The organism is Microcoleus vaginatus FACHB-2002 (assembly GCF_040004035.1).
GTDB lineage: Bacteria > Cyanobacteriota > Cyanobacteriia > Cyanobacteriales > Microcoleaceae > Microcoleus > Microcoleus vaginatus_C.
Window position 1 is genome coordinate 32,746 of record NZ_JAMPLN010000024.1, and the last position, 24,646, is coordinate 57,391.

Sequence of the window (24,646 nt, forward strand, 5' to 3'; positions counted from 1 at the left end):
TTTGAGGTTAAATGAGTGGTACGCTGAATCTGCCAGAGTCATTAAATGCCAGCTACAGTAAGAGTTGTTAAGATTGTTGAGATACCCTTCAACAAATTTATCGGCGTAGAAAAACTAATATTGCTGCGAAAAGCTATTATGCGAATTCAATCTTTCTTGAAACAAATGACTCTGGTGGCTCTAGCTCTATTTTTTGCGATCAGTTGCAGTCGATCGACTCCGAACGTAAACTCTTCCCCTGAAGCAAGCACCTCTAGCAGCTTTAGAGTGGCAATGCTCACCACAGGCGCCAAAGACAACCAAAGTTGGGATCAAGCTTGCTTTGAAGGATTGAATCTAATCAAAAATAAATTTAATGCTGAGGTAGACATTACTGACAGTATTGACGGTGAAAATAGTGAAGCTACCATTCGCAAATATGCCCAGTCAGGCTATAACCTGGTAATTGCAGCCAGTGGTGCCTATTCCACAACTGCCGAAAAGGTCGCTAAAGAATTTCCGCGAACGAAATTTGCCCTGATTACAACGCATCCAGGGAATAACAGAAATTTGGGGGCTGTTGCCTTTCGATCGGGTGAAGTGGGGTACCTCACAGGCGCTTTGGCTGCGATGAAGACCAAAAGCAATAAAGTTGGCTATATTGTGGGTGAACCTTATCCTGTTTACAAAGAAGAAGAAGCCTTGTTTAGGCGGGGAGTGAAGGCAACGAATCCCTCTGTTCAAGCCTCGACTGCTTTTCTCAATTCTTGGGTTGATACGGAAAAAGCCACCAAAATTGCAACGGATATGGTGGCCTCTGGAGTAGATGTTTTGACCTTCAACGCCGGTGAGGCAGGGTTAGCCGCCCTAAAAGCCGTTTCGCAAAAGCCAGGAGTCTTGGTGATTGGTAGGACAAAGGATCAGTACGAAGTGGCTCCCGGCAAAGTCCTAACTAGCGTTCTGCAGGACATTCCCAATCTGGTGCTAAATGTGGCAGTGTTAACCCAGCAAGGTCGCTGGGAAGGAAAACTTTACAAGTTTGGGCTCAAGGAAAAAATCTACGACTTTGCCCCTTTCCGTGGTAGTCTCACGTCTCAGGAAGAGGACACTTTCAAGATTATCCGAGAAGCTGTGACGACTGGCAAAATCGATGTTTCTCCTTAGTGTACCGATTAATTGATTTACTAATATTGATTCTAAGTCCGATGCAAAATCAACGCAACGAGCGCGTTCTGCCGATCGCCAGAAGCTCTCGTTCTCATCCTTGGCAACGCTTCTTTTCTATTGCAAATCAGCTCCGGTATGGTTTGGTATTTTTGGTTCTTCTGAGCTTGCTGCCCACGGGTGGCTTGCTGATCTACCTCAGCTTTCAGGCGCAGATCCAGCAATCGCGATCGCTCCAAGAAGAGCGCAGTCAGACAGCAGCAGGGCAGATTGATAATTATCTAGATGACTTGAAACGAAAACTGAGCTATTTAGCTAGGGTCAAAGGACTCACAAACTTTCAACCTCAAGTGCAGCAGAGTTTCTTGGAAGGGTTGATCCGTCATAATGATGCTTATGAAGCCGTTGCCATTTTGAACCGGAAGGGACAAGTTGTCGCGTCAGTTTCACCCTACGAACCGCTCAAGTTAGAAAATCCAGCCCATTCGCCACTGTTTATTCGTGCCTTCAAACAACAGGAAGATTATGTCAGTCCTGTAGAAATTAATCCTAAAACTCGCCAACCCACCACCATTCTGGCGGTTCCGATTCGGGATGAGCGAGATGAGGTGGATGGGGTGCTATTAGCAGAGATAAATCTCAACTTTCTCTGGTTTGTTGTTTCCCAAATCGAGGTTGGCAAGACGGGTTATGTCTATGTAGTCGATGAGCGTAATTTTATCATTGCTCAAAACGGTAGTAAGCCAGAAACCTTTCAAATTCAAGATCTTTCTAAGCGCCCCTTCTTTCAATTTTTGAAAGCATCCGAAGATACTAAGCGCCTTAACGTTTATCCGGGTCTAAAGCAGGTAGAAGTATTGGGAGCCACTGCCCTAGTTCGGAGCGTGAATTGGAATGTGGTTGTAGAACTGCCAACGGCTGAGGCTTATGCTCCCGTTTACCAAATGCTCTCAGTAATGGGAGGCTCATTGGCGGTGGCGACGATCGTCGCTGTTGGCATTGGCTTTCTATTTATTCGGCAAATTGTAGTGCCGCTCCACCGCTTAACCACGGCAGCTACTGAACTCAGTGCGGGGCAATTAGATACACGGGTCAACATCCACAGCCAAAACGAACTCGGGACATTGGCGATCGCCTTTAACAAGATGGCAACTCAGTTAGAGGAACTGATTACAGCAGTTGAAGTAGAACGCAATTTCGTTTCAGCCATTCTTGAAATTGCAGGTGCCCTGGTAGTTGTGCTCGACCCGCAGGGACAAATCGTTCGCTTTAACCGAGCTTGCGAACAAACGACTCATTACTCGTTTAGTGAAGTGAAAGGGCGCTACATTTGGGACTTGTTCCCGAACTCAGACTTAGCTGGACAAGCCAAAACTGCTTTTGAGTCTTTACAAGCTGGTAATTTTCCCCAGCAGTATGAAGGCAGTTGGGTGAGCAAAGATCAACAACTCAGACGGATTGCCTGGTCAGATACTGCTTTACTGGATGATCGAGGTGAAATTGAGTACATCATCAAAACAGGGATTGACATTACTCAACGGAAACAGGCAGAAGAAGAACTCAAAGCGTCGGAACAGCGACTATCTTTTCTATTCCGCCAAAGTGCACTGGCAGTTGTGGAATGGGATTTAAACTTTAAAGTCACTGCCTGGAATCCAGCGGCAGAGCAGATTTTTGGTTACACGGCGAAAGAGGCGATCGGACACCATGCCGCAGAATTAATTGTGCCTGCATCTGCCAGAAAGGTAGTCGATCAAGTTATGAACAACCTGTTGATTCAGACCCAAGGAATCTACAGCGTCAACGAAAATATTACGAAAAACGGCCAAACCATTATTTGCGAATGGTTCAATACGCCTTTAGTAGGGGAGGCTGGAAAGATTGTTGGAGTTGCATCCTTGACACTGGATATTACTGAGCGCAAGCAAGCCGAAGCTGCGTTAAGGCAAGCAAAAGAGGAAGCTGAGGTTGCACTCAAAACCTTGCAGCAAACTCAGGCACAGCTTATTCAGGCAGAGAAAATGTCTGGTTTGGGGCAACTGGTTGCTGGGGTTGCTCACGAAATTAATAATCCAGTCAACTTTATCTATGGCAACCTGAGCCATACTGCCGACTACACGCAAAATTTACTAAAGTTGATTCAGCTTTACCAGCAAACCTATCCAACTAATGCCCAAATTGAGGAAAAAATTGAAGAGTTCGATCTGGACTACATTAGTGAAGATTTGCCCAAAATGCTGACTTCAATGAAGGTAGGAGCCGATCGCATTCGTCAAATTGTCCTGTCGCTACGAAACTTCTCGCGGCTCGATGAGGCAGACAAGAAGCCTGTTGATATCCACGAGGGAATTGACAGCACATTGATGATTTTGCAAAATCGACTGAAAGCAAAACCGGATCATCCTGCTATTGAAATTGTCAAAGAGTACGGCGACTTACCGCGAGTAGAGTGCTATGCCGGACAGTTGAACCAAGTCTTTATGAATATTCTGGCAAATGCGATTGATGCTTTAGAAAACTACGACAACCAGCGTTCTCTAAAAGATATCCAAAAGAATCCCAGTCGCATCACTATTCGGACTAAGCTAGTCACAAACGAAACTGGGCCCGGTTCTTCTAAAAACGTGGTGATTCAAGTTCTAGACAATGGACCTGGGATGACGGAAACTGTTAGACAACAGATATTCAATCCCTTCTTCACCACAAAACCAACTGGTAAAGGAACTGGATTAGGGCTATCCATCAGCTATCAAATTGTAGTTGATAAGCACGGTGGCTCCATTGAGTGCTTCTCTCAACCCCATCAAGGAACAGAGTTCCGAATTGAAATTCCTGTTTTCCAAAGCGGTGCTGTAGCACTCGTTGGTAGATAAGTAACCACACAAAATTAATTACATAAAGACTCCTTGCTAGGCAAGGGTTTCAGTAGAAATATTGTGTAATTAATTCTGCACACCTACTTAACTGCGATCGCATTCCTCATATATAGCCTTTCTCAGAAAGATGAGGTACTATCCGGCATAGGGCATAGGGCATAGGGCATAGGGCATAGGGCATAGGGCATACCTCACTTTTTTGAGAACCGCTATAGCGTTTCTGATGATAGACACCTATGAAGCTAGCTACAAATCGCGCTGGGATAGTTTATCGAACAGGTTTCGTGAGGGTTTGATGAACGGCATTGGGGGTTTTGAGAGGGATGTTATATCATTCCGGTGCAACGGGAATTGATATGAGTAGCAATGGAGACGATCGCCGGAAAGTGGTTCTATAATACCAGCCGATCGCCCCCAACCACCTCAAAACCGACTTAATATCATCCGCTAATCAAACGATTTGCTCGCTAGAAGGTTCCCCGCTAGCAGGAGGCTCTACCGTATCGCCAAAGGCAATCCGCAGAAAAGGCGGAGCCAAAAAAGTCGTCAGAATCACCATAATAATAATCGAGACTTCCAACGGTTTATCCAAAACCCCACTAGCCGAACCGATGCCGGCAAATACTAAGCCGACTTCGCCCCGAGGAATCATCCCCACTCCGATCGCCAATCGATTGATTCCTGGCAGACCAAACACCGCCCAACCAGTCACCAGCTTGCCCAAAATCGCAACCACAATCAAAAATACGGCAATCAAAAGTCCCGCCCGATTATCCGGCACCGCTGGGTTCAAAACTCCCAAATCGGCCCTGGCTCCCACCGTCACAAAGAAGATGGGTACAATCATATCGGCGATGGGTTTCACCAATTCATCCAACTCATTGCGCGCATCGCTTTCATCCAAAACCAAGCCCGCAGCAAACGCACCCAAAATCGCTTCGAGATGAATTGCATTAGCCAGAAACGCCATGAACAAGGCAAAAATAAAGGCGGGAATCACAATATTGCCGCGAGTTTTGAGCTTCTCCACCACCGCAGTGAAGCTTTTGTTAAAGATGCCGCCCAACAGAATCGATCCCAGTAGAAAGACACTTGCACTGACAATTAAATAAATGACATTAACAACGTCAATCTCACCGGTTTTCGCTAAACTCGCGACAACAGCTAGGACAATAATTCCCAGCACATCATCAATCACCGCCGCACCGACAATGATTTGACCTTCTTTAGATTTCAGCCGTCCTAATTCCGACAAAACTTTCGACGTAATTCCGATGCTGGTTGCCGTCAAAGCAGCCCCCGCAAAAATCGCCGGAATCGCCGCCGTGTGGAAAATGATCATCAAGCCTGCCGTACCGGCGGCAAAGGGAACTGCCACGCCGACACAAGCGACAACGACGGCTTGAACCCCCACTTCTTTTAGTTGTCTGAGATCCGACTCCAAACCAATTTCAAACAGCAGAACAATCACGCCTAATTCAGCTATCACTGAAATGACTTCACTCTGCGATTCAAAGACACTGGTGATGGCGGCAGGAGACAGATGATTAATCGATTGCAGAACTGTCATAATCCCTGAGTTGGATGCTGACAGCCCGCTTTCGGGAAAGACGACCAGGTGTAAAGCAGATACGCCAACAATTACCCCTGCTACAAGTTCACCCAGAACCGGCGGAAAATCAAATTTTATAGCAGCTTCCGCACCTAATTTACTGGCGAGATAAATCACTACTAAACTGAGCAAAACTCCACTCAGAACGATCGGCGAATTTTCTGCATCCACTGTTGCTAACAAAGGTATGGGAGCAACTAGGGATGCCACCCCAGAACTTAAAGCTGTAATTGTATGGTTCAAAAACATGGTTAAGATGATGGTAAGAAAGACGATTCTACGCTGACTGTTGACTGTGAACTGTTGACTGTTGACTGTTGACTGTTGACTGTGAACTGTTGAGTGTTGACTGTTGACTGTGAGTCGGAAAATTGATAACTGTTACATATTGGGTAGCCACTTAAGTCAACATGACTATCAAGCAAAACTCGAAGAACCTAAATCTGGCGGTACATCCTGCCACCGCCCTTGTCCGACTGCTTGAATTGCTTCTTTTAGCAAGATATCGCCGGTATAAATTGCCCTACCGACGATCGCACTTTTGACACCAATTGGTTCCAAAGCCAGCAAGCTCAACAAATCGGCGATCGAACTAACGCCACCGGAAGCAATCACCGGAATCGAAATAGCGTTAGCAATTCGCGCAAAGATTCCAAATTCGGCCCTTCCATAGTACCGTCGCGGTGAATGTCGGTGTAAATAATTTCAGCCGCCCCTAACTCGGCCATTTTTTGCGCCAATTCTGCCGCTAAAACTTCCGAAGTTTCTAGCCAGCCTCTAGTCGCAACTTTACCATTTCTGGCGTCGATGCCGACCAGAATTCTGCCGGGAAATTCGGCGCACAATTCGCCGACTAATTGCGGTTGTTCGACGGCGACAGTGCCGAGAATGACGCGCCGGACGCCTAAATTGAGGATAGCAGCAACAGAAGCGCGATCGCGCATTCCCCCACCTACTTGACAGGGAACGTCTATTGATCGGACGATCGCTTCAATGGCTGCTTGGTTGACTGGATGCCCTGCTTTGGCGTCGTCAACATTTGTTTCTAAATGAGTCGGTCGCCCAGACTCAAATTCCCTCAATCAAACGATTTTCTCGCTAGAAAGTTCCCCACTAGCAGGAGGCTCTACCGTATCGCCAAAGGCAATCCGCAGAAAAGGCGGAGCCAAAAAAGTCGTCAGAATCACCATAATAATAATCGAGACTTCCAACGGTTTATCCAAAACCCCACTCGCCGAACCGATGCCGGCAAACACTAAGCCAACTTCGCCCCGAGGAATCATCCCCACTCCGATCGCCAATCGATTGATTCCAGGCTGACCAAACACCACCCAACCTGTTACGATCTTGCCCAAAATAGCAACCACAATCAAAAATACGGCAATCAAAAGTCCCGCCCGATTATCCGGCACTGTTGGGTTCAAAACCCCCAAATCCGCCCGTGATCCCACCGTTACAAAAAAGATGGGTACAAATAAATCGGCGATGGGTTTCACCATTTCATCCAACTCCTCGCGGGCATCGCTTTCATCCAACACCAAACCAGCCGCAAACGCACCCAAAATCGCTTCGAGATGAATTGCATTGCCCAGAAAAGCCATGAAGTAGGCAAAAATAAATGCCGGGATGATAATATTGCCGCGAGTTTTGAGTTGAACTACCACCGCCGAGAAAGTTTTGTCGAAGACACCACCCAACAGAATCGAACCTAGCAGAAAAACAGTTGCACTGACAATCAAATAGATGACATTAACAACATCAATCTCACCGGTTTTGGCTAAACTGGCGACAACAGCCAGGACAATAATTCCCAACACATCATCAATCACCGCCGCACCGACAATAATTTGACCTTCTTTAGAGTTCAGTTGTCCTAAATCAGACAACACTTTAGATGTAATTCCAATGCTGGTTGCCGTCAAAGCAGCCCCCGCAAAAATTGCCGGAATCGTCGGAGTGTGGAAAATGATCATCAAGCCTGCAGTACCAGCGGCAAAGGGAACTGCCACACCTACGCAGGCGACAACGGTAGCTTGAATTCCGACTTGCTTGAGTTGTTTGATATCTGACTCTAAGCCAATTTCAAACAGCAGAATAATTACGCCTAATTCAGCTAGCACTGAAATGACTTCACTCTGCGATTCAAAGACACTGGTGAGGGCGACAGGAGACAGATGATTAATCGATTGCAGAACTGTCATAATCCCTGAGTCTGAGGCTGACAGCCCGCTTCCGGGAAAAACGATTAACTGTAAAGCAGATATTCCAATAATCACCCCTGCTACAAGTTCACCCAGAACCGGCGGAAAATCAAATTTTAGAGCCACTTCCGCGCCGATTTTACTGGCGAGATAAATCACTACCAAACTGAGCAAAACTCCGCTCATAACGATCGGCGAATTTTCTGCATCCACTGTTGCTAACAAAGGTATGGGAGCAACTAGGGATGCCACCCCAGAACTTAAAGCTGTAATTGTATGGTTCAAAAACATGGGTACGAGGATGGTAAGAAAGACGATTCTACGCTTACTGTTGACCGGTGACTGTTGACTGTGAGTCGGAAAATTGATAACTGTTACATATTGGGTAGCCACTTAAGTCAACATGACTATCAAGCAAAACTCGAAGAACCTAAATCTGGCGGTACATCCTGCCACCGCCCTTGTCCGACTGCTTGAATTGCTTCTTTTAGCAAGATATCGCCGGTATAAATTGCCCTACCGACGATCGCACTTTTGACACCAATTGGTTCCAAAGCCAGCAAACTCAACAAATCGGCGATCGAACTAACGCCACCGGAAGCAATCACCGGAATCGAAATAGCGTTAGCAATTTCGCGCAAAGATTCCAAATTCGGCCCTTCCATAGTACCGTCGCGGTGAATGTCGGTGTAAATAATTTCAGCCGCCCCTAACTCGGCCATTTTTTGCGCCAATTCTGTCGCTAAAACTGCAGAAGTTTCTAGCCAGCCTCTAGTCGCAACTTTACCATTTCTGGCGTCGATGCCAACCAGAATTCGATCGGGAAATTCGGCAGACAATTCGCCGACTAATTGCGGTTGTTCGACGGCGACAGTGCCGAGAATGACGCGCCGGACGCCTAAATTGAGGATAGCAGCAACAGAAGCGCGATCGCGCATTCCCCCACCTACTTGACAGGGAACGTCTACTGATCGGACGATCGCTTCAATGGCTGCTTGGTTGACTGGATGACCTGCTTTGGCGCCGTCGAGGTCTACTAAATGCAGCATTGTCGCGCCTTCATTTACCCACTGTCTGGCGACTGCGACGGGGTTGTCGTTAAAAGTTTGAGACTTCGCGTAGTCTCCCTGATACAATCTGACGCATTTTCCGTCCAATAAGTCGATCGCTGGAATTACATTCATAATTTTTCCTCAAATTGGTAATTATACCAGCTAAAACTTGAGGCAAGCTCCCCACCCATACATAATCATTCATTATAATTTTTATAATCTAAAGTAAAGATATTATTACGATTACCTAATAGCATTTATTTGTGACATTCGCAACCGCTATTAAGATGAAACATAATCGCCGAAGAAAGCGTTGACCATAAAGGAGTATTGACCTCGGCTTTTTGCAAAGCTTCTGCCGTCCAGTTGTTGCAAGTTCTTAAAACATAGTAACTGCCTTTTGCTTCATAAAAACTGTCGCTATTACCGTAGCCGTAGCTAATTTTCATTTTCTTATCTGCTGCGTCTAATTGAAATGAATTTTTAATAAAATTTACCATGATCAAATAATTTTTGCCACTAATTCTAACACATTTAGTTTCTATATATGGGGGGACAATTCGATAACTTTGAACGTGTACGGTAGACGGAGTAGGAATAAATAGGGCTTTGAAAGCTGTAACTGGGTTGATACTTCCTGATGTGGGAGTTTCCAGCATAAAAGCTCTATCTCCCCACCCAAAAGACAAGTATTTATAATCAGAAGTGGCATCCCGCCCTATTTCAGTTAGCGGTAAAAATTGATTCCAGTCAAAATATTCATTTTTAACGGGAACGATGATTTCGGTGTGGATGCCTTGGTTGGAAATGTATAGAGAGATTGTGCAATCTGCTTGCGAGTAATTTCCCCACTTTCTGGGAGTGAGATAGCCAATTGTTAAGAAAGCGCTCAAAGATAAGATGACAATTCCTAAGCGCTGTATGATTTTTCTCATTTTAACCGTGGGTTTCAAATTCTGCCTTCGGATGGCGGGCGCTGCATCTTTGTGGGAAAGAATTCTTGCAAAGCCGAATTGCGCTGTTCGGGGGTTTCCTTCGCCCAATTCGACAAACTTTCGTAGAAAAAGAACGACACGCCAGCAAAATCTCTTTTTCGCACTTCTTGCACTTGTTCTTGAATTTGTTTGAGTGGAACCGAATTATTTTTAAGACCAGTTAAAATGCCGATCGCAGTTGGAATGTTAAGTTTAGCCAATTTGACTTCTTCCCGTTCCAGTTCTGCACTAAAACGCTTGATATCGCTGCGATAAACCTGTAACACAATTTCTTGGATGTAGCCACGTCTTTCCCAGGTAAACCAGTCCTGCAAGTGGGCGGGTAAAGAAAAGTGGAAAGGGTTCGGAGATAAGCTGACAATACATTTTTCTTTGCGGGATTTGATGGCGCGGGAAACTCGCCCCACGAAGTCGTTGATTTTGTCAGCGCGCCAGCGCACCCAGAAGGTTTCGCGGGGGTCGTTGGAGGGAGGGCTTTTGATTTGTTGCTGATACATTGACACTGTTAACGGCTCGTAGCCAAATTCTACTGGCAAGCCGAAATGGTCGTCAAATTGAATGCCATCTATATCATAATTATCGACAATTTCTAGGATTAAATCTAAGATAAATTGCTGCACTTGGGGATGAAAGGGATTCAGCCAAACTCGATCGTGTTTGCCTTCTTTCCAAATAGTTGAACCGTCGCGCCGCTGCGCCAGCCACTCTGGGTGAAGTGTAACTAATTCCGATTCGGCGGGAGCCATGAAACCAAACTCAAACCAGGGGATTACTGCTATACCTTTTTGGCGGGATTGTGCTATAATTTCTTTGAGGATGTCTCGGTCTTTCAATCCGGGCGATGGGTCGATCGACTGTCCGAATACTCGTTGGGCTGCAGCACTCGGATAAAGCGTATAGCCTCCTTGCCAAACCGTGGGATAGATGGTATTAAAATTGAGTTGATCGAGTCGATTTACAGCGTCAATGATGTTGTTGCGGGAGAACATAACCTCGCTGTCAATGTTCGTCAACCAGACGCCGCGCAATTCGGTTGTTGGCCTGGTGGGCGGGGTTTGAGCCAAGAGACGCGGGGATAAAATTGCGGAGGAGGTAAGGGCGATTGTAAAAACAACTATTAAAGCCAGTATCCGCTGCGATTTGTGCAATTTAATCATCAATTTGTCGCAAATATTATTGTGAGAGTTCTATTTTACCTCACCAAATAGCACCATTCTCAAGAACAGGCTTTCCGGCCTGTTCCACAAGAGTGAATTTTCTTGTGGGGTGGGCTTCTGGCCCCCCCTTGAAAGGCTTATTGAAAATGATGCAATATCTCAGTTTTACCCTACTAAGAGTAACCTTGCAGTTTCATCACTTGGCGGTAGTGCGCTTCAATCTCGCCCACCGTTTGCGATTGACGCTTGCTAATCCACTCGCTGCGATCGAATAATTCCCGCCTCAAAGCATCAACATCGATCGTTTTCACCTTACCTTCGCCAACAATTTGCTTGCCGCTTACCCAAACGCTGTCTACCGCATTAGTCGGGCGTCCCAAAATCAGCAAGCCGATCGGATCGGTGCGCGGCAGCAATGATAAACTGGTTAAATCATACAGCACAAAATCTGCTTTTTTACCTACTGTCAACGAACCCATTTCATCGGCTAGATTCAAGCCTTTTGCTCCTCCTAGGGATGCCATTTCTACAGACTGGCGCGGTGTAATCCATTGGCGGTAATCCAAATCCGTGATATTGTGCAAAATCGAGCCAATTTTAATCGCTTCCAGCAAATCTTGAGAGTCATTGCTAGCAGCGCCGTCGCAGCCAAAAGATACGTTGACTCCCGCTTGACGGTATTTCAAAATCGGTGCAATCCCACTTCCCAAGCGCAAGTTGCTGAGGGGATTGTGTACAACTGTCGCTCCCGTTTCTGCCATAATCGCAATGTCTGAATCGTCCAGCCAAACGCAGTGCGCTAAGGAAGTTCGGGGGCTCAAATAACCAATTTTTTGCAGGTGTTCGACAGCGCTACAGCCGTATTTTTCGTGAGCTAACTGTTTTTGAGCGGGGGTTTCTAAGAGGTGGGCGTGGCGGCAAAGATTGTAGCGATCGCTCAATTCGATGCAGCCTTCAAACAAAGCATCGGAACACAGTTGAATTCCCGTCGGGGCCAACAACATATTAACACCTTTTTCGGGATTGTGAAACTGTTTTATGGTTGTTTCCATTAATTCCAAAGTTGCCTTAGTCGATCGAATGTAAGTCGCGTGTTCGATCGCGCTATCGCCCGCAGGCATTCCCGCTGTCAGGGATTCATCTTGAATTAACGGCCCGATAAAAGCGCGGATACCGATTTCTTGATAAGCGCGAACTGCTGCGGCGATTGTCTCTAATTCCTGCCCCGGAATCAACACTAAATGATCGACTACGCTTGTACCGCCCGACAGCAATGTTTCTACCGCAGTTCCCAAGGCACTCAAGTAAACTTGTTCGGGATCGAGAGGCGTAAAATCGTATAATTCGGCAATCCACAACTCCAGCGGCAAAGGGGGAATAATGCCTCGTTGCCACATTTCTGAAGAGTGAGTGTGCGCGTTGACAAAACCGGGCAGCAGCAGCTTATTTTTGCCGTTAATAACTGTTTGACCCCCCCTATCCCCCCCTTGGTAAGCGGGGGAATTAGAGGGTGGATTATTGGGCCCGATCGCACTTATGCAATTATCCACCACTTGCACGTCTGCGGTTTCATAACCGCTATCAACCGGAATTAAAGCATTTTGAATTGTAAAGCTCATAGATTTACCCTTTTTGTAAATTTATATTGATTTTTATTGTATGATTCCCAGGCGCTAACATTTGCGATCACCAAACTGTAATAAACTTAATAAATCCTAAAATATATCACAAAGTTACCCCTGATACTTAATTATAACAAAGATTTAAGATATGACAAGTTAGTAACAATCAAATAGTTATAAGATTGAAATTGTTTTTGAGCCAAAATCCCTATGAATCCTGATTCTCTCCGCACCTTGGGCGTACCGCCGAATGCTTGGAAAGTTGATGCCAAAATTGCCGATATCACCCGATCGCCGATCGCGCCTCAACCTGTTACCCTGGAAACAGAAACTAAAACCCTGCGTTTGGACTTAGCAAAAGCAGCAATGTTGGTGATAGATATGCAAAACGATTTCTGTCATCCCGACGGTTGGCTAGCACATATCGGCGTAGATGTAACGCCCGCCCGAACTCCAATTAATCCTTTAAAAAATTTGCTGCCAAAATTGCGATCGCACGCAATACCAATTATTTGGATTAACTGGGGGAACCGCCCCGATTTGCTCAATATTAGTGCAGCTTCCCGTCACGTTTACAATCCCACGGGCGACGGCGTAGGTTTGGGAGATCCGCTGCCAAAAAACAACGCACCTGTACTGATGGCAGGGAGTTGGGCGGCCGCAGTTGTCGATGAACTGGAACCCAAACCGGAGGATATTTGCGTTGATAAATATCGGATGAGCGGCTTTTGGGATACTCCTTTAGATAGTATCTTGCGGAACCTCGGCAGAACTACACTTTTCTTTGGAGGAGTAAACGCCGATCAGTGCGTCATGGCTACGCTGCAAGATGCTAATTTCCTCGGTTACGACTGTATTTTAGTCAAAGATTGTACAGCTACCACATCTCCCGAGTATTGCTGGCAAGCTACTCTTTATAACGTTAAACAATGTTTTGGCTTTTTGTCAGATTCTCAGGCTATGTTAGAAGCAATTAAATAGCAGTCATCAGGGGAGTATCCCTCTGGAGTGTAAAAAGCGTTTTTTAGGAGTGCGAGAGTCCCGCACAGCAAAGCCTATATCTCGCTTCCTGCTCTGACAGCGAACTCTCCTGTGAAATCAATAAACTTTGGAGGTTGAGCGGCGGACTAATGACTCTGGATTCTCACTAATGACAGCAGAAACATAACCACTGACAACTAACAATAAAAAAATGACAAACCAGTGCGTGATTCCTGTTATAAAGTCTCCGAAAGACTACCAAGCATTTCGCATCAGTCCGGGCGATACTAATAGATTAGCTATCGTCTTCGATCCGGTAATAGCTAATGTTTCATTAACAGTTTGCGTGGAGATTTTCGATGTGGGCGGCAAAACTCCTCCCAACCGCCATCAATTTGCAGTAGAAATGTTTTTTGTACTCAAAGGAACAGGGCAAGCAACCTGCGACGGCAAAACAGTTAGTATTCAACCGGGAGATAGTTTGTTAGTGCCTCCAACAGGGACTCACCTAATTGAGAATACGGGCAGTGGACGTTTGTACACTTTGTGCATCATGGTGCCGAATGAGGATTTTGTGGAACTAATTCGCAGCGGTACACCAGTCGAACTCGATGAGGAAGATATGAGAGTTCTTGGGCGATCGGATGTACTCGTATCGTGCTAGGTTTGTAGTAAGGACTTGAGTTCTTAGAGAAAGGACTATCTCATTAGGTTTGTAGTAAGGACTTCAGTCCTTAGAGAAAAAAATAAAGCCCTTACTACGAACTTTTTTAGTTGATGTTTTTTAGGATTTATGCTGAAACTTTGCCCGAAAGAAACAGCGTCAATGCTAACTAAAGATGGCGTGCGTTTAGATGCTGACATCTACCGCCCCGATGCGGAGGGCGAATTTCCAGTATTATTAATGCGGCAACCTTACGGAAGGGCGATCGCCTCTACAGTAGTATATTCCCATCCCGCATGGTACGCCAAACACGGCTACATCGTTGTCATCCAAGACGTGCGGGGACGCGGCACTTCCGAAGGCGAATTTAACCCATTTGTTAGCGAAACACAAGACGGTTTTGATAGCGTCAATTGGGCAGCTAATTTGCCGGGAAGTAACGGCAAAGTCGGAATGTACGGTTTTTCCTACCAAGGAATGACTCAACTCTACACGGCTGCTGCTAAACCGAACGCATTAATAACAATCTGTCCGGCAATGGTAGGCTGCAATTTATACGCAGATTGGGCCTATGAAGGCGGCGCATTTTGTCTGCAATCAAATCTCGGCTGGGCAATTCAGCTAGCGGCAGAAACCGCTCGCTTAAAAGCCGATATTTCTGCCTATCAAGCCTTTTATGCAGCTTCGAGAAATCTCCCCCTATACGATACCGTGCCGGCGCGTCCTGAGATTATTAAACATCTCGCACCCGACTCATATTATCACGATTGGTTGGATAATTATCTACCAAGCGAGTATTGGGAAAAGTTATCGCCCAACCTCAAAGATTTAGACTTGCCAATGCTGCATATTGGTGGTTGGTTTGATACTTATTTGCGGGGAACAATCCATCTTTACAAGGAAATGGTGAGCCGCAGTTCCTGTCCCCAGCATTTGATAATTGGCCCTTGGGCGCATTTACCTTGGGGGCGAAAAGTTGGAGCCTTGGATTATGGTTGGGCAGCTTCAAATCCTGTGGATGACTTGCAAATTCGCTGGTTCGATCGCTTCCTCAAAGGAGTTGATACAGGAATATTAGACGAGCGGCCGATTTCGCTATTTGAGATGGGGAGGAATGATTGGCGGAAATTTGATAAATGGCCTAATAATAATCATAAATCTTATTTTTTAGCAAGTACCGGACTTGCCGCGATTAGAGAAGATGCGGGTATTTTAACAGAGAGTTGCGCGGATGTTTGCACTGATGATATATTCGTACATGACCCTTGGCGCCCGGTGCCATCATTGGGAGGTCACGCTGCATTTCCTGCAGGTGCGATGGAGCGATCGACTATTGACTGCCGCACCGATGTTTTAACATACACTGCGGCGCCGCTAACAGCAGATTTGCACTTAGCTGGAGATATAATTGTCGAAGTATTTTGTACCGCCGATGCGCCGAGTTTTGATTTGTGTGCGATACTTTCTGAGGTCAAAGATAGCGGCAGCGTCTACAATTTTACTCAAGGTTACGTCCGGGTGAATTCAGGTGAAACACCTGTGAGAATTGTGCTGCAAGCAACTTGTATGCAAATTGCCAAAGGTAATGCCTTGCGTCTGAGTTTGAGTGCGGCTTGTTTTCCCGCTTACGACGTGAATCCGGGAACGGGCGCGCCGGGCGGTGAAGCGCGGACGATCGATGCTAAAATTATCACGCTGACAGTAAGTTGTGGCGGAAATTGTCCCTCTCAAATTTTGCTGCCAATTGTCAATTAAACCTAAAACCTATCTAACTATGAGCGTTATTTTTCACATCACCCGCAGCCAACAGTGGGAACAAGCAAAACAAGTTCAATCCTATCGCGGCGATACGCTAGATACTGAAGGATTTATCCACTGTTCGACTCTGCCACAAGTTCTTAAATCTGCTAATAAATTTTTTGTGGGACAAACAGGATTGCTGCTGCTTTGGATTGACTCGGACAAAGTAGAATCTGAACTTAAGTATGAATTGGCTGCGGGTGAGAATTACCCGCACATTTACGGGCCGCTGAATGTTGATGCTGTGTTGAAAGTTGTTGAGTTTGAACCGGGTGCCGATGGCAAGTTTGAATTGCCGGAAGAATTAAAAAATGTTGTTTAAGATTCTGAGTTTTGAGCATTGTAAACTAACTTTTTAGGGCGGGCTAGAAGCCAACCCCACGGGAAAGTTGAATTTTGTAAAACGGGCATCTTGCCCGTTCTAATTTCTGAAATATATCAATTTAAACTGACTGATTCACCAACTCTGCCGCCAATGTCAGCGCATCTTCGCGAGTCGCGATTCTCCCTTCCACCCGCGCTAATTGAATTTCCATTAACAATTGACCGATGCGCGGACTTCGGGGCAATTTCAAATATTCCATTAAATCATTGCCGCTAACTAATTGTGTGGCGTGAGCAATAATATCATCAGCATCCAGATAGCGATTAATTAACAGTGAAATATCCTCAACCGCAACTCCCGCCGCCACGGCCAAAACCGCTAAAACTGGAAATACTATTCCCACATCCCGAAACAAAAAATACTGTTCTCGCAAAGACATTTCCACGATAGGTTTTGCTTGCAACTTCGGCAAGTAATTCAAAAGCCCGATCGCACTTTTAATCTCCGCATTGCTGTACTTCAACCGCAGCAACTGAGTTTCAGCAATTGTCGGGTCGGAATCTGCCAAAATAGCCAGCTTCGCGACAGCCAACAAAGGCGTTTTAATTGTATCTCTAATCTGACGCCCGAATTCCTTCCCTAATTCCGGGTAAATTGCCGCTAACTTGGCAGCAGAGGCATCAATTTTTGTCAAAATATCAAAACGGTCGATCGCACTTTCAAACCAAATCGAAAACAAACCGTCTTCGCAACCGCGACAAATCCAAGGAACACCCTCTGGATTACTCAACAAATAACCTAATTCCGTCCGCACCCGTTCCACCGCTACCCGACTCAACAGCGGCGCCAATTCCCGAATCGCAGATTGAGTTTCAGCTTCGATCGCAAAACCCAACTGCGCGGCTTGGCGGTAAGCTCTTAATAACCTTAGCGGATCGTCCTCCAAATTTGACCGCGAAATCATCCGCAGCACACCCAAGCGCAAATCAGTTTGACCGTCCAAAGGATCGATGATTTCTCCGGTAAAAGGATTGTAGGCGATCGCATTTATCCGAAAATCCCGGCGCAGCAAATCCCCCTCCAGACTCCCCCCTTCCGCCTGCGCCAAATCCGCCGTACCGTCGGCAAACACCACCCGCGCAATTTGGCGTTCCGCATCCAACAAGACAAATCCACCTTTCGTGCGATCGGCAATTTTTCGAGCAGTCTTCACCGCCCGTGTTAGCATGACAAAATCCAAGTCAAAATAGTGCGATCGGCGGCCCAGCAACGCATCCCGTACCGCACCGCCCACCAGATAAGCAGGCGGTGTCAGCAGTTCCAAATCAAACGGCCAAGTATTAGGAGATAATGAAGAGGGCAAATTAATCGGCATTGCAACAAAAATCTACAAACTTACAAACAATTAAACTCTTGCTACGCTAGATTAACAGAAAGCTCAAATTTCACCAATCTTTTTGAAATGCACAGAGGATATCAAGAATGTGTATTTGTATTAACTGCCACTATGTAGACCGCTGCTTCACCTACCACGCCGTAGAAGAACAGCACGAACAGCTTCACCTCACCGAAACACCCGATTTCGACCCCGTAGAACCCACCATCAACGTCAACATCCGTCCCCGCCAAGACGAAATTGAAATGGAATGGGATGTAGTCGGGTGTCAGAGTTTCAAGCAAGAGACCGGCAAATGGGCAAAATTGCGGCCAGGCGAACTTGTCCCGACTTAAGGGAGAAGGAAGAAGGAAGAGGGAGGAGGGAAGAAGGAAGAGGGAAGAAGGAAGAAGGAAGGACGAAAAAATAAAACGCTCTCATTTTCTTGTTTCTTCTTTTTACCCGCTTTTCAATTTTCAATTTCCAATATTCAATTCCCAATTTTCAATTTTCAATTACCGATGCCCGATGCCCAATTCCCCATTCCCCATTCCCAATTAAAAATCTAAAATCTAAAATCTAAAATCTAAAATCCAATGTGCTATTGCTTAAACCCAACTTGTCAGAATCCGCACAACCCAGGGGATGCAGAATTGTGCCAAAGTTGCGGCTCCAAATTGTTGTTGACTATTGACGCAGAAACGCCATCAGCATCTCGCTACCGAACCATAAAGCCGATCGGGCAAGGAGGCTTTGGCCGAACATTTCTAGCAGTTGATGAAACCAAACCCCTGATTTTTTCGCAGTGCGTAATCAAGCAATTTTTCCCGCAAAATACCTCAGCCGAAAAAGCCGCTCAACTATTTCACCAAGAAGCAGCCCAGCTAGAAACCTTGGGAAAACATCCCCAGATTCCAGAATTAATCGCGCATTTTGAACAAGACGGGAGACAGTATTTAGTACAAGAATTTATAGACGGCAAAAACCTAGCTAGAGAATTAGAACAAAAAGGAGCATTCACCGAAACTCAAATTCGGCAAATCCTCAACGATTTATTGCCAGTGCTCCACTTCGTCCACAAATCTAAAGTCATTCACCGCGATATCAAACCAGAAAATATCATTCGCCGCCGGCTATCTCCAGCCCCTTTACCCGCCTTAGAAAATTCCTATCAACCCTCTCCTTTCCAAAAAGATATTGTTTTAGTAGACTTTGGTGCAGCTAAGAAAGTAACAGCAACTGGGTTGCCGCAAACTGGTACAATCATCGGCAGTGCTGCTTATACAGCCCCAGAACAATTGATGGGGAAAGCAGTTTTTGCTAGCGATATCTACAGTTTGGGCGTTACATGCATTCACTTGCTGACTGAAATTCCTCCCTTCGATTTGTTCGACAGTACAGAGGATTCTTGGGCTTGGCGAAATTATTTGAAGACTGCTGTTAGCGATGATTTCGGCCGCATCCTCGACACCATGCTTCAAAGTGCCACCAATCGGCGCTACAGCTCAGCATCAGCAGTCATCCGGCACTTGAACCCCAAACCGGTGTATTTAGACGCACAGCCGGTGCTAGACGCGCCGGAAACGCCCGCCGAACGGGTGGTTACACCTGCGCCCGGTGTGCCGCTTTTCACTCGCCAACAGCAAGCCGAAATTCAGCAAGCTTTGCAAGAGGATCTCGCCCCCTACAATGTTACAATCCAAGTCAGTCAAGCCAAGCAACAGCTCACTATCGTCATCAACAGAACCGAAGACAACCCCGTTTACTATCCGCACTTATCTCAAATAATTGCCACCAGACTCACCGATTTGCAGTTAAATAAAGTCGCAGCCGTGAAGCTGTTGGGAAGAGTCAACAATTCTCGCCGCCCGGAGTGGAAGCAAATATTGCAAATCGATCCCAAGATTCAATTGAGAAACAAACTCGTGCGGCTGCAACACAATCAATTGCTCAAGAAAATCGCCTCTGTTACTACCCAAGAATTTTGGCTGCCGAAGTTGAAAACTCAGGATTTTTGGATAGATGCGCTAATGTTTGCCTTAGTTTGGTTTATCTTTGGCTCTCAAATAGTCATTTTTAATTCTTGGTTTGCCCTAATAGTTACGTCTGGTTTTATGACGGTGAAGCATCAAGTTTCCCAAAACAAAGAATTTGCCAATAAAAATTTATTTGCAAGTTTAGTAGTGCTGTTTTTAATGACTGGGGGCATGGGTAATTCGAGGATTTTAAATACGGGAATATTTGGCATTCTTTTGGGTTGCTTAGTTGTGGCTTTGCCCCTGTTTTTTGTTAAGGAAAATTACCACTAATCGTGAATAGCAATCCCCAAGACGGAACATCTGTTAAAAAATACGGCTTAGCCCTGCACACAGCTAGTCGCGAACTCGGTTTAGCCATCAGCAATTTTGCCGGGGATTCTCGCTGCCAAACTTGGAATTTGGATCGGGATTTAGCAACTCATTTGCATCAGTATTTAGTCGAGTTTATTCAGCCGCAAACTTGGGCGGATTTGGCTTTTATTGCTGTGGCGAAGGGGCCCGGAGGCTTCACGGGAACTCGGATGGGTATGGTGACGGCGCGGACTTTGGCTCAACAGTTGGATATTCCGGTTTTTGCGGTTTCAACTCTGGCGGCTGTGGCTTGGGCGGAACCCCCCCAACCCCCCCTTGCTAAGGGGGGGCTTTTGAGAGAGAATATAGCGCTGCAAATGCCTGCACAGCGGGGACAATTGTTTGGCGCTGTTTATTCAGTTAACAAAGATTCTGGTTTAACTGAGTTGTTTCCTGAGACGGTGATGACTCCTGAATCTTGGCAAGAAAAGTTGGATAATTGGGGGAATTCTTATCAGTTGATTGAAGTTGGTAGCGAGTTGGGATGGTCGGTTTCTAGTGTGTTGGAATTGGCTTATTGGGAGTGGCAAATGGGAAGTCGTCCTGATTGGTCGGATGCTTTGCCTTTTTACGGTCAACATCCGGTTAAGGGACACTGAATATTGGGAATAGGGAATTGGTAATTGGTAAATTGTTTATTTAAGGGCGATACAAACTTCGAGGCAAAAAGTTAATGTTAGAGGGTCTGGGTTTTCGGTTCGCAATCGATCGATCTCAGCTCGATCGCAGCCGCGAGATTCCATAAAATCAAGCATCCAGTTAGTTATTGTAGCGAGATCGATGTATTTTGCTCCGAGACAAACAGGGCAAATTTCGGGGCTGAGGGTACCGGTGCCGCCGCATTCGGGGCAATCCCAGTGGGTTGTTACGGGATCGGGGGTAGTTAGGATGTTGTTCATGCTGGGAAAAAGTTCGTCAAGCGTAGCTATCCGGCAGAGAATCGCACTACTTGTTAACTCTAGCAAAAATGCCGATCGCCCTTACTTCTTCCTGCCTTTACACTAAGCGAGCTAGTGAGTAAAATCGACAAAAATACAAAAGGGGTGGTTATGTTCGATCGCACTCAATGGTTTTTGGCTGGAATGTCGATCGCGCTTTCGCTTCAGTTAAGTCAGCCAGTTGCAGCAGCCACGCCCGTTGGTAAGGTCGTACAAACAGCACAAACTAACAGTAGCGACGCTGCTGAAAAAGCAGAAAACGAAGGAGTACAACTCTACCAGCAAGGAACGGCGGAAGCAAAAAGAAGTGCGATCGCCAAGTTGGAAGAAGCCTTAAAGCTATATCGGCAAGCAGGCGACAATAGAGGGCAAGCACTTAGCCTCCTTGGTCTTGGCAAGGTCTACTCAGAATTGGGAGAAAAACAGAAAGCGCTAGAGTATTACAGCCAGTCCCTTCCCCTGTTTCGAGCAGTAGGCGATCGCAGCGGGGAAGCTACCGCCCTCAACAACATCGGCGTAGTCTACTCAGCATTGGGAGAAAAACAGAAAGCGCTAGAGTATTACAGTCAGTCGCTTCCCCTGAGTCGGGCAACCGGCGATCGCGGCGGGGAAGCTCGCACTCTCAACAACATCGGCAATGTCTACTCATATTTGGGAGAAAAACAGAAGGCGCTAGAGTATTACAGCCAGTCGCTTCCCCTGAGACGGGCAACAGGCGATCGCCGCGGGGAAGCTGGCACCATCAACAACATCGGCTTAGTCTACTCAGATTTGGGAGAAAAACAGAAGGCGCTAGAGTATTACAGCCAGTCGCTTCCCCTGTTTCGGGCAACAGGTGAGCGCCGCGGGGAAGCTACTACCCTCACCAACATTGGCTTAGTCTACGATGAATTGGGAGAAAAACAGAAGGCGCTAGAGTATTACAGCCAGTCGCTTCCCATATTTCGGGCAACAGGCGATCGCGCTGGAGAAGCTGTCACCCTTTTCCACATAGCTTATGTCAAACGCGCTCTAAACAATCTTACCGAAGCCCTCAAAGACATCGAAGCCTCTCTCAAAATCATCGAAAACCTCCGCACCAAAATAGCCAGCCCTGAACTCCGCAGCTCATACTTTGCCACAGTCCAGGACTACTACGAATTCTACATCAATTTGTTAATGCAACTGCATAAAACTAATCCTAAATCCGGTTACGATACAAAAGCCTTAGAAGCCAGCGAACGTTCGAGAGCCCGCAGCCTCCTCGAACTCCTCCAAGAAAGTAACGCCAACATTCGCGAAGGCATTGACCCCAATTTATTGCAACAAGAAAAGAGCTGGCAACAGCAACTCGAAGCCATTGAAAAGCAGCGCATCGAAGCAATCAGCAGCCCCAATCCCAATCAAACTAAAATCACTGAAATCGACAAACAGCGCCTCGCACTTTTGCAAGAATATCAGCAAATTCAAACAAAGATTCGTACCGCCAGCCCCCGCTACGCAGCCCTCACCCAACCCCAACCTTTAACACTGCCAGAAATTCAGAAACAGATTCTCGATGAAAACACTATTTTATTGCAGTATTCCCTCGGCAAAGACCGCAGTTATTTGTGGGTGGTGACATCCACCGGACTAACCAGCTATGAATTACCAAAACAGGTTGACATTGAAACAGCAGCCCGCAATTTCCGAGACGCAATAACTAGCCGAATCCACCGAGATATTCCCCAAAAAGTTGCCCAAGCAAGTGCCAATCTAAGTCAAGTAATTTTACAGCCCGCAGCAGCCCAATTAGCAAACAAACGATTATTAATTGTTCCCGATGGCGTGCTGCACTATACCCCTTTTCCGTCTTTAACTCTTCCCCAAACCCGGGGACAAAATACCAATCTTTCCTTAATTGCCCAACATGAAATTATTACCCTGCCTTCCGCCTCAAGTCTCGCTATTCTCAGGCAAAATTACGGAGATAGAAAACCGCCCAGCCAAACTTTAGCAATTTTAGCCGATCCTGTTTTCAGTCCAGACGATGAAAGAGTCAAAGGAAAAATCACCCAAGCAACAACAGAAAAATTAGAAGCAAATAACCTCGGTTTAAATCGCTCGCTTCGCGCTTCTAATCGGGAATGGCCGCCAAAACGCCTACCATTTACCCGCCAAGAAGCCCAAACAATATTAACTTTATTCCCCTCAGCTTCTAGCCGTCAAATATTTGATTTTAATGCCAGCCGCACTACTGCTACCGATGGCAGTTTAGCCAATTATCAAATCGTGCACTTCGCCACCCACGGCCTTGCCAACAGCAAAAATCCCGAACTGTCAGGAATTGTGATGTCGATGGTAGATGACAAAGGCAATCTTGTCAATGGCTTTTTGCGCCTCACAGATATTTTCAACTTGAAACTGGCAGCAAATTTAGTGGTTTTAAGTGCTTGTCAATCGGGAATGGGACAGAATGTTAAAGGCGAAGGAATGGTGGGATTGACAAGAGGTTTTATGTATGCGGGGGCGCAGCGGGTGGCGGTGAGTTTGTGGAGTGTAGATGATGAAGGAACTGCTGTGTTAATGCAAAAGTTTTATCAAAAAATGCTTCAACAAAAGTTAGCGCCGGCGGCAGCTTTGAGGGCGGCGCAGATCGAAATGATGCAGCAGGAAAAATGGAAGTCTCCCTATTATTGGGCTGCTTTTACCCTTCAGGGCGAGTGGAAATGATATAATAGTTAAAGGTTCTCAGAGGTAAACCCCATGAAAATTACTCTCAAGCCGGAGCAGCAAAAATTCATAGAAGCACAAGTTACAAGTGGCAGATATCCTTCGGCGGAGGAGGTAATCGCAGCGGCATTAGAACTCCTAGCCGACAACAGCGAGCCCAAAGAGAGCAACAGCTATCAAAAATGGGTAGAAGAAACGCGACCAAAAGTATCAACAGGAATAGCTCAACTCGATCGCGGTGAAGGGATTGATGGAGAAATAGTCATAGCAAGATTGCAGGAAAAATTTCGGAAAATGCGGGAGAACTAAAGATGAGTCGCTACATTGTTTCTCCAGAAGCGAGTCGCGATTTAGATGAAATTTCTGATTACTTTGCAGCTAGAAATATTGAATCCGGAGAACAGTTCGTCGAGGACTTCAATCGAAAGTGTCGAAATTTAATTAACTTTCCTAATATGGGTCGTAGTTACGAGGAACTAGCTGCTTCTGTACGGGGGCTTCCTCTCATGGGTTACATTATTCTTTATCGGGCGATAGACAGTGGAATTGAAATTATCAGGGTGGTAAGGGGAGAACGGGATTTACCGTCCCTATTTTCTGATGAGGATGAGTGATATCATTGGTGTCAACTTAATGTAAAACCTAGTCACAGACGGCTTTTGACCATTAAACTTAGATCCCCCCTTAAAAAGGGGGGGACAAGATTCTTCTCAAAGTCCCCCTTCTTAAGGGGGATTTAGGGGGATCTAGACTAAGCTAAAAACGAGATTGATCAAGGGTTTGAGTCTTAAGTTGACACCTATGGGCCGTGCCGTGTCCTCTAT

General features: G+C 46.1%; 20 protein-coding genes and 1 pseudogene. 12 read left to right on the top strand and 9 right to left on the bottom strand.

The features are described from left to right. The first annotated feature begins 45 nt into the window (after positions 1 to 45). Positions 46 to 1,143, top strand: a complete 1,098-nt coding sequence (locus NDI35_RS19800) for a BMP family protein (protein ID WP_445314224.1) — start codon at positions 46 to 48, stop codon at positions 1,141 to 1,143. A gap of 41 nt (positions 1,144 to 1,184) precedes the next feature. Further along, positions 1,185 to 4,016 (top strand): PAS domain S-box protein, encoded by a 2,832-nt coding sequence (locus NDI35_RS19805; RefSeq protein WP_445314225.1) that lies wholly within the window; start codon positions 1,185 to 1,187, stop codon positions 4,014 to 4,016. 454 nt (positions 4,017 to 4,470) lie between these two features. Here the strand turns inward: NDI35_RS19805 and NDI35_RS19810 are convergent, their stop codons facing one another. The 7 genes and pseudogenes from NDI35_RS19810 to NDI35_RS19840 form a co-directional block, all read right to left on the bottom strand. Further along, on the bottom strand, positions 4,471 to 5,880 hold the full coding sequence (locus NDI35_RS19810; RefSeq protein WP_445314226.1) for a cation:proton antiporter: 1,410 nt from the start codon (positions 5,878 to 5,880) through the stop codon (positions 4,471 to 4,473). Between the two features lie 168 nt (positions 5,881 to 6,048). Further along, a pseudogene (locus NDI35_RS19815) lies at positions 6,049 to 6,665 on the bottom strand (1-(5-phosphoribosyl)-5-[(5-phosphoribosylamino)methylideneamino] imidazole-4-carboxamide isomerase); the annotation flags it as partial. A 48-nt stretch (positions 6,666 to 6,713) separates the two neighbouring features. Further along, positions 6,714 to 8,123: a cation:proton antiporter gene (locus tag NDI35_RS19820; protein ID WP_445314227.1), complete on the bottom strand. Its 1,410-nt coding sequence runs from the start codon at positions 8,121 to 8,123 to the stop codon at positions 6,714 to 6,716. A gap of 119 nt (positions 8,124 to 8,242) precedes the next feature. Next, a complete protein-coding gene (gene hisA, locus NDI35_RS19825) occupies positions 8,243 to 9,016 on the bottom strand; it encodes a 1-(5-phosphoribosyl)-5-[(5-phosphoribosylamino)methylideneamino]imidazole-4-carboxamide isomerase (protein ID WP_445314228.1) in 774 nt (257 codons plus the stop codon). A gap of 125 nt (positions 9,017 to 9,141) precedes the next feature. Next, the gene (locus NDI35_RS19830) at positions 9,142 to 9,819 is read right to left on the bottom strand and encodes a TIGR02117 family protein (RefSeq protein ID WP_445314229.1); all 678 of its coding nucleotides are present in this window, start codon (positions 9,817 to 9,819) and stop codon (positions 9,142 to 9,144) included. 14 nt (positions 9,820 to 9,833) lie between these two features. After that, positions 9,834 to 11,036 carry a glycoside hydrolase family 10-like protein gene (locus NDI35_RS19835; RefSeq protein ID WP_445314230.1) on the bottom strand — a complete coding sequence of 401 codons (1,203 nt, stop codon included), beginning with the start codon at positions 11,034 to 11,036 and terminating at the stop codon, positions 9,834 to 9,836. A 173-nt stretch (positions 11,037 to 11,209) separates the two neighbouring features. Beyond that, the gene (locus NDI35_RS19840) at positions 11,210 to 12,655 is read right to left on the bottom strand and encodes an amidohydrolase (RefSeq protein ID WP_445314231.1); all 1,446 of its coding nucleotides are present in this window, start codon (positions 12,653 to 12,655) and stop codon (positions 11,210 to 11,212) included. Between the two features lie 213 nt (positions 12,656 to 12,868). Here NDI35_RS19840 and NDI35_RS19845 point away from each other — a divergent pair, with 213 nt between their 5' ends. The 4 genes from NDI35_RS19845 to NDI35_RS19860 all read left to right on the top strand — a co-directional run bounded on the left by NDI35_RS19845 (position 12,869) and on the right by NDI35_RS19860 (position 16,425). Continuing rightward, positions 12,869 to 13,639: a cysteine hydrolase family protein gene (locus tag NDI35_RS19845; protein WP_445314232.1), complete on the top strand. Its 771-nt coding sequence runs from the start codon at positions 12,869 to 12,871 to the stop codon at positions 13,637 to 13,639. Between the two features lie 211 nt (positions 13,640 to 13,850). Then, entirely contained in the window at positions 13,851 to 14,303 is a 453-nt protein-coding gene (locus tag NDI35_RS19850; protein WP_445314233.1) for a cupin domain-containing protein, read from the top strand. Between the two features lie 162 nt (positions 14,304 to 14,465). Beyond that, positions 14,466 to 16,058, top strand: coding sequence for a CocE/NonD family hydrolase (locus NDI35_RS19855; RefSeq protein ID WP_445314234.1), 1,593 nt, complete (start codon positions 14,466 to 14,468; stop codon positions 16,056 to 16,058). 19 nt (positions 16,059 to 16,077) lie between these two features. Continuing rightward, positions 16,078 to 16,425: a DUF952 domain-containing protein gene (locus tag NDI35_RS19860; RefSeq protein WP_445314235.1), complete on the top strand. Its 348-nt coding sequence runs from the start codon at positions 16,078 to 16,080 to the stop codon at positions 16,423 to 16,425. A gap of 121 nt (positions 16,426 to 16,546) precedes the next feature. Here the strand turns inward: NDI35_RS19860 and NDI35_RS19865 are convergent, their stop codons facing one another. Beyond that, a complete protein-coding gene (locus NDI35_RS19865; RefSeq protein WP_445314236.1) occupies positions 16,547 to 17,803 on the bottom strand; it encodes a tRNA nucleotidyltransferase/poly(A) polymerase-related protein in 1,257 nt (418 codons plus the stop codon). A gap of 107 nt (positions 17,804 to 17,910) precedes the next feature. Between NDI35_RS19865 and NDI35_RS19870 the strand changes: the two genes are divergently transcribed. From NDI35_RS19870 to tsaB, 3 genes are all read left to right on the top strand, one after another. After that, complete coding sequence (locus NDI35_RS19870) at positions 17,911 to 18,159, top strand: Ycf34 family protein (protein ID WP_006632635.1); 249 nt, start codon at positions 17,911 to 17,913, stop codon at positions 18,157 to 18,159. 240 nt (positions 18,160 to 18,399) lie between these two features. Beyond that, complete coding sequence (locus NDI35_RS19875; RefSeq protein ID WP_445314237.1) at positions 18,400 to 20,112, top strand: protein kinase domain-containing protein; 1,713 nt, start codon at positions 18,400 to 18,402, stop codon at positions 20,110 to 20,112. Positions 20,113 to 20,114: 2 nt separating this feature from the next. After that, the gene (gene tsaB / locus NDI35_RS19880) at positions 20,115 to 20,792 is read left to right on the top strand and encodes a tRNA (adenosine(37)-N6)-threonylcarbamoyltransferase complex dimerization subunit type 1 TsaB (RefSeq protein WP_445314238.1); all 678 of its coding nucleotides are present in this window, start codon (positions 20,115 to 20,117) and stop codon (positions 20,790 to 20,792) included. Between the two features lie 36 nt (positions 20,793 to 20,828). Here the strand turns inward: tsaB and NDI35_RS19885 are convergent, their stop codons facing one another. Then, entirely contained in the window at positions 20,829 to 21,158 is a 330-nt protein-coding gene (locus tag NDI35_RS19885; protein WP_445314239.1) for a hypothetical protein, read from the bottom strand. A gap of 84 nt (positions 21,159 to 21,242) precedes the next feature. On the opposite strand from NDI35_RS19885, the gene NDI35_RS19890 reads away from it, so the two are divergent. From NDI35_RS19890 to NDI35_RS19900, 3 genes are read left to right on the top strand one after another with little or no spacing between them, the layout of a single operon-like run. Further along, the gene (locus NDI35_RS19890) at positions 21,243 to 23,822 is read left to right on the top strand and encodes a CHAT domain-containing protein (RefSeq protein WP_445314289.1); all 2,580 of its coding nucleotides are present in this window, start codon (positions 21,243 to 21,245) and stop codon (positions 23,820 to 23,822) included. Between the two features lie 33 nt (positions 23,823 to 23,855). Then, complete coding sequence (locus NDI35_RS19895; protein ID WP_333047456.1) at positions 23,856 to 24,131, top strand: ribbon-helix-helix domain-containing protein; 276 nt, start codon at positions 23,856 to 23,858, stop codon at positions 24,129 to 24,131. A 2-nt stretch (positions 24,132 to 24,133) separates the two neighbouring features. Further along, entirely contained in the window at positions 24,134 to 24,436 is a 303-nt protein-coding gene (locus NDI35_RS19900) for a type II toxin-antitoxin system RelE/ParE family toxin (protein ID WP_445314240.1), read from the top strand. The last annotated feature ends 210 nt before the right edge of the window (positions 24,437 to 24,646 follow it).

Excerpts from the sequence above, each read along its gene's own strand:
- NDI35_RS19800 (WP_445314224.1), top strand. The coding sequence starts at position 46 with ATGCCAGCTACAGTAAGAGTTGTTAAGATTGTTGAGATACCCTTCAAC.
- NDI35_RS19805 (WP_445314225.1), top strand. The coding sequence starts at position 1,185 with ATGCAAAATCAACGCAACGAGCGCGTTCTGCCGATCGCCAGAAGCTCT.
- NDI35_RS19810 (WP_445314226.1), bottom strand. The coding sequence starts at position 5,880 with ATGTTTTTGAACCATACAATTACAGCTTTAAGTTCTGGGGTGGCATCC.
- NDI35_RS19820 (WP_445314227.1), bottom strand. The coding sequence starts at position 8,123 with ATGTTTTTGAACCATACAATTACAGCTTTAAGTTCTGGGGTGGCATCC.
- hisA (WP_445314228.1), bottom strand. The coding sequence starts at position 9,016 with ATGAATGTAATTCCAGCGATCGACTTATTGGACGGAAAATGCGTCAGA.
- NDI35_RS19830 (WP_445314229.1), bottom strand. The coding sequence starts at position 9,819 with ATGAGAAAAATCATACAGCGCTTAGGAATTGTCATCTTATCTTTGAGC.
- NDI35_RS19835 (WP_445314230.1), bottom strand. The coding sequence starts at position 11,036 with ATGATTAAATTGCACAAATCGCAGCGGATACTGGCTTTAATAGTTGTT.
- NDI35_RS19840 (WP_445314231.1), bottom strand. The coding sequence starts at position 12,655 with ATGAGCTTTACAATTCAAAATGCTTTAATTCCGGTTGATAGCGGTTAT.
- NDI35_RS19845 (WP_445314232.1), top strand. The coding sequence starts at position 12,869 with ATGAATCCTGATTCTCTCCGCACCTTGGGCGTACCGCCGAATGCTTGG.
- NDI35_RS19850 (WP_445314233.1), top strand. The coding sequence starts at position 13,851 with ATGACAAACCAGTGCGTGATTCCTGTTATAAAGTCTCCGAAAGACTAC.
- NDI35_RS19855 (WP_445314234.1), top strand. The coding sequence starts at position 14,466 with ATGCTAACTAAAGATGGCGTGCGTTTAGATGCTGACATCTACCGCCCC.
- NDI35_RS19860 (WP_445314235.1), top strand. The coding sequence starts at position 16,078 with ATGAGCGTTATTTTTCACATCACCCGCAGCCAACAGTGGGAACAAGCA.
- NDI35_RS19865 (WP_445314236.1), bottom strand. The coding sequence starts at position 17,803 with ATGCCGATTAATTTGCCCTCTTCATTATCTCCTAATACTTGGCCGTTT.
- NDI35_RS19870 (WP_006632635.1), top strand. The coding sequence starts at position 17,911 with ATGTGTATTTGTATTAACTGCCACTATGTAGACCGCTGCTTCACCTAC.
- NDI35_RS19875 (WP_445314237.1), top strand. The coding sequence starts at position 18,400 with ATGTGCTATTGCTTAAACCCAACTTGTCAGAATCCGCACAACCCAGGG.
- NDI35_RS19890 (WP_445314289.1), top strand. The coding sequence starts at position 21,243 with ATGTTCGATCGCACTCAATGGTTTTTGGCTGGAATGTCGATCGCGCTT.
- NDI35_RS19895 (WP_333047456.1), top strand. The coding sequence starts at position 23,856 with ATGAAAATTACTCTCAAGCCGGAGCAGCAAAAATTCATAGAAGCACAA.
- NDI35_RS19900 (WP_445314240.1), top strand. The coding sequence starts at position 24,134 with ATGAGTCGCTACATTGTTTCTCCAGAAGCGAGTCGCGATTTAGATGAA.